Annotated in this window: 6 protein-coding genes; 1 reads left to right on the top strand and 5 read right to left on the bottom strand. The window is 71.1% G+C overall.

The genetic code is table 11. The features are described from left to right. The first annotated feature begins 316 nt into the window (after positions 1–316). Entirely contained in the window at positions 317–1,195 is an 879-nt protein-coding gene (locus ACWC21_RS40615; protein ID WP_450889777.1) for a hypothetical protein, read from the top strand. 19 nt (positions 1,196–1,214) lie between these two features. Here ACWC21_RS40615 and ACWC21_RS40610 read toward each other — a convergent pair whose 3' ends face one another. The 5 genes from ACWC21_RS40610 to ACWC21_RS40590 form a co-directional block, all read right to left on the bottom strand. After that, on the bottom strand, positions 1,215–1,970 hold the full coding sequence (locus ACWC21_RS40610; protein WP_450889775.1) for a polyprenol monophosphomannose synthase: 756 nt from the start codon (positions 1,968–1,970) through the stop codon (positions 1,215–1,217). A gap of 11 nt (positions 1,971–1,981) precedes the next feature. Then, entirely contained in the window at positions 1,982–2,128 is a 147-nt protein-coding gene (locus ACWC21_RS40605; protein ID WP_450889773.1) for a hypothetical protein, read from the bottom strand. 129 nt (positions 2,129–2,257) lie between these two features. Beyond that, positions 2,258–3,121: a tRNA pseudouridine(38-40) synthase TruA gene (gene truA, locus ACWC21_RS40600; RefSeq protein ID WP_450889771.1), complete on the bottom strand. Its 864-nt coding sequence runs from the start codon at positions 3,119–3,121 to the stop codon at positions 2,258–2,260. A gap of 72 nt (positions 3,122–3,193) precedes the next feature. Beyond that, positions 3,194–3,697 carry a 50S ribosomal protein L17 gene (gene rplQ / locus ACWC21_RS40595; protein WP_450889769.1) on the bottom strand — a complete coding sequence of 168 codons (504 nt, stop codon included), beginning with the start codon at positions 3,695–3,697 and terminating at the stop codon, positions 3,194–3,196. A gap of 209 nt (positions 3,698–3,906) precedes the next feature. Then, positions 3,907–4,353: DNA-directed RNA polymerase subunit alpha C-terminal domain-containing protein (locus ACWC21_RS40590; RefSeq protein ID WP_450889767.1), on the bottom strand; the 447-nt coding region annotated here is incomplete at its 5' end.

Below are 4,353 nucleotides of genomic sequence, written 5' to 3'. Positions count from 1 at the left end.
TGCAGGAGACGGCAGCCCCCGTCGGGTCTGGGGCGGAGCCCCCGTCGGGTCTGGGGCGGAGCCCCGCGGGGTGCAGGGGACGCAGTCCCCGCCGGGGGCCGGGGCCGAGCCCCGGGGTGAGGGACTTCCAGTTGGCTGTCACGGGTGGGTGGGTGGGAAACGGGGTCCAGGGGCGCAGCCCCTGGCGGGGTCTGGGGCGGAGCCCCAGGACGGGGCGCGTCCCGGGCGGGATACCACGGGTTGCGCGGAAAGGTCCCCTACCGCCGGTAGTAGTGCCGCCCCCCGCACCCCGCGCCCCCGTCTAAGATGGCGCCCCATGAGCTATGGGCAGGGGGGCTCCCAGTCCCAGTGGGATCCCTGGAAACCGAACTCTCAGCAGCCGTGGAACAGCGGCGGCGACGACCAGACCCCGGACTGGGCCGCGCTCGCCGACGCCTCGGAAGCGCGGCACAAGCGACGCAGGGTGCTGCTCATCGGCGGCGGCGCGGTCGCCACCGTGGCGATCGGTACCGCCGTCGCCATGGCCGTCATGTCGGCCAACGGGGACAACAACGCCTCGAAGCAGCCGTCCAACCTGCCCGCGAGCGCCTCACTCCCCAGCGACTCCGCGCCGGCGCCGTCCTTCGAGCCCACCAGCGCACCGCCGCCGCTGGACCCGAAGGACTTCATAGCCAGCGCGAAGAAGGACACGGCCCCGCTCAGCGCGGAGACGCTCTTCCCGGGCACCCGGCTGACCATGGGCGAGACCGTGTACAAGAAGGGCCCCACGGCCGACACCACGAACTGCGCCTCCGCCGCCGGCGGCACCCTTCCCAAGGTGCTCACGGCGGGCGGCTGCACCCGTCTGCTGCGCGTGACCTACACCCGGGACGGAGTCGCGGTGACCGTCGGCGTGGCCGTCTTCGACACCGAGGCCAAGGCCGTCAAGGCCAAGGAAACGGCAGACAAGAAGAGCATCGTGAAGTCGCTGGCCGGCAAGGGCGTCAAGGCGTTCTGCAACGCCGCGGTCTGCCGCTCGACGACCAACTCCGTCGGCCGCTACGCCTACTTCACCATCGCCGGCTTCCCCAGCGGCAAGGACGTGACCACCAAGGACACCAAGGTCTTCAGCGCCGGTGACGACCTGGCCGAGTTCACCTTCCGCCAGATCCGCCGCCGCGGCGAGGCACAGGCATCCGCGGCGGCGAACCAGTAGTCACCCGTGACCGGAGGACCTACCGCCGCTTCAGGCGCAGCCTGATCGGCACCACCGCCGACTCCAGCTGCGTACGCAGGGTCATCTTGGAGACGCCCTCCGTGCGTTCCTCGAAGCGGATGGGAATCTCGACGGCGCGGTGCCCCGCCCGCACGGCCTTGTACTTCAGTTCCACCTGGAAGCTGTATCCGGCGCTGTCCAGGGACGACAGGTCGACGTCCCGCAGCGTGGCGGCCGACCAGAGGTTGAAGCCCGCCGTGATGTCGTGGATGTCGGTGCCGAGGATCGTACGCGCGTAGCGGTTGGCGAACCGGGAGAGCAGGACGCGGTGCGCTCCCCAGTCCTCCGCCAGCGAGCCGCCCTCGACGTACCGGCTGCCGACCACCAGGCCGGCGCCGGAGGTGAGGGCCGCGTCCAGCATGCGCGGCACCGCCTCCACCGGGTGGCTGCCGTCGGCGTCCATCTGGACGACGTACGCGGCGCCCTCCTCCAGCGCCGCGGTCATGCCCGCGGTGTACGCCCGTCCCAGCCCGTCCTTCTCGGTGCGGTGCAGCACGCTCATCCGGGTCCGGCCGGTCCCGTCCGCGTTGTACTTCTCCGCCAGTTCCTCGGCGATCCGCCCGGTGCCGTCCGGACTGGAGTCGTCGACGATCTTCAGATGCAGCCCGTCCAGCGGCAGCCCCAGCACCGCCTCGGCCATCCGCGGCACGTTCGCCGCCTCGTTGTACGTCGGCATCACCACGGTGATCGGTACGCCGTTGCCCTGCCCCGTCATGCCTTCTCCCCTCACGGCACCGGTCTGCCCGGCGCCCGGAACGGCCGGCCCGCCACGGTCCAGCGGTCCGCGGCGAGTACCCCTCGGCCGTTCCCGGTCAGCGGCCGGTTCACCAGCGCGGCGGCCCACTCGGGGTCGTGGCACGGAACTGCGGCCATTCGGTCAGTGCAGGACGATATCGGCCCCGCACAAATCGTCCTCGACCGACACACGGTTCGAAGACCGCCCCGAGCGCGACGACCCGGGCACCCGGAACGACGGTGCACATACCGTCGTACGCCGGGTGACTAACAGGTTGCGCAGCCGGCCGTACCCGGCAACGACCGCTTGTTCCGCGCCTCCTTGTTCCGCGCGGCCAGCAACTCGTCGGCCGGGTAGCCGACCTCCTCGAGCGTCAGCCCGTGCGGCCGTACGACGTGCACCGCCGAGTCCCGCACCCCGGCCGCGAGCACCTTCCCCGGCCAGTCCGGCGCGCGGTGCCCGTCCCCCACGAAGAGCAGCGCCCCGATGAGCGAGCGCACCATGTTGTGGCAGAAGGCGTCGGCGCGGACGGTGGCGGTGATGATCCCGTCGGCGCCCTTTTCGAGCCGCAGCTCCTGGAGCGTACGGATCGTCGTCGCGCCCTCGCGCTTCTTGCAGTACGCGGCGAATTCGTGCTCGCCGAGGAGCTGCCGGGCGGCCTCGTTCATGGCGTCCACGTCGAGCGGCCAGTCGTGCCAGAGGACGTGGCCCCGGAGCAGCGGGTCGACCCCGCCGGGGTTGTCGGTGACGCGGTAGGCGTAGCGGCGCCAGATCGCGGAGAAGCGGGCGTTGAAGCCGCTGGGCGCCTCCCTCAGCGCCCACACCCGTACGTCCCTGGGCAGGCGGCCCGCGAGCCGCTTGAGCAGCTTCTCGTGGTGCTCACGCCAGACCGCCTCCGGCAGATCGACGTGGGCGACCTGTCCCCGGGCATGCACACCCGCGTCCGTCCGCCCGGCCACGGTCAGCTCGTACGTCTCCCTGGACCGTGTGACGGTGCGCAACGCGTCCTCGATCTCGCCCTGCACCGTCCGCCGGCCACCGGCCTGCTTGGCCCAGCCGGAGAACTCGCTCCCGTCGTAGGACAGGTCGAGGCGGACACGGACGTGGCCGGACTGTACTTCGTCACTCACATGGAGATCCTCTCAGGTACGCGAAAGCGGGCCCGCCCCGAAGGGCGGACCCGCTCAGCGTCAGGCAGAGCCTCAGGCGTCCTTGGACTCTTCGGCCGGAGCCTCGTCGGCCGGGGCGGCGTCCTCGACCTTGGTCTCCTCGACCTTGGTCTCCTCGGCCTCCTTGACCGCACGCTTGGTGGCGGCCTCGGCCTCGCCGGTCGCCTGCTGCGCCACGGTCAGCGCCTCGACCAGCTCGATGACGGCCATGGGCGCGTTGTCGCCACGGCGGTTACCGATCTTGGTGATGCGGGTGTAGCCACCCGGGCGGTTCTCGTAGCGCGGGCCGATCTCGGTGAAGAGCGTGTGGACGACGCTCTTGTCCGTGATGACCTGCAGCACCTGGCGGCGGTTGTGAAGGTCGCCCTTCTTCGCCTTGGTGACCAGACGCTCGGCGTACGGGCGCAGGCGGCGGGCCTTCGCCTCGGTGGTGGTGATACGGCCGTGCTCGAACAGCGACTTCGCGAGGTTCGCGAGGAGCAGCTTCTCGTGCGCGGCGCTGCCGCCCAGACGGGCACCCTTGGTGGGCTTCGGCATTGTTCTCTCCTGTGTGTCTGCCCCGGCCGTACCAGGTACCGGGGTCAGTATCCGAGCAGGCGGTCGCCTGTCGGAGATCCGGGCGACGGCGCCGAAGGCGCACGTCGTCCGGAAGGGGCGCGGGGCGGTGTCGATATGCGACTCCGTCGCGTGGGCGCGACAAGCCACAGCGCACCCGCACCCGAGTACGGACCGGAAGGCCCGAGCTCTTAGTACTGCTCGGTCTCCACGAACCCGGCGTCCGCGTCGTCGTCGGCGCCGAAGGCGTCCGCCGCGGCGGTCGGGTCGAATCCGGGCGGGCTGTCCTTGAGGGCCAGGCCCATGCCGGCCAGCTTCGCCTTGACCTCGTCGATCGACTTCGCACCGAAGTTGCGGATGTCGAGCAGGTCGGCCTCGGAGCGCGCCACGAGCTCACCCACGGAGTGGATGCCCTCGCGCTTGAGGCAGTTGTAGGAGCGGACGGTCAGCTCGAGCTCCTCGATCGGAAGCGCGAGGTCGGCCGCCAGCGCCGCGTCCGTCGGGGACGGACCCATGTCGATGCCCTCGGCGTCGATGTTCAGCTCGCGGGCGAGACCGAACAGCTCGACCAGGGTCTTGCCGGCGGAGGCCATGGCGTCACGCGGACGCATGGCCTGCTTGGTCTCGACGTCGACGAT

The sequence above is a fragment of the Streptomyces sp. NPDC001348 genome, assembly GCF_053597535.1.
Note: the sequence above shows the minus strand (reverse complement) of the source record. Positions and strands in the feature narration are given on the sequence as shown.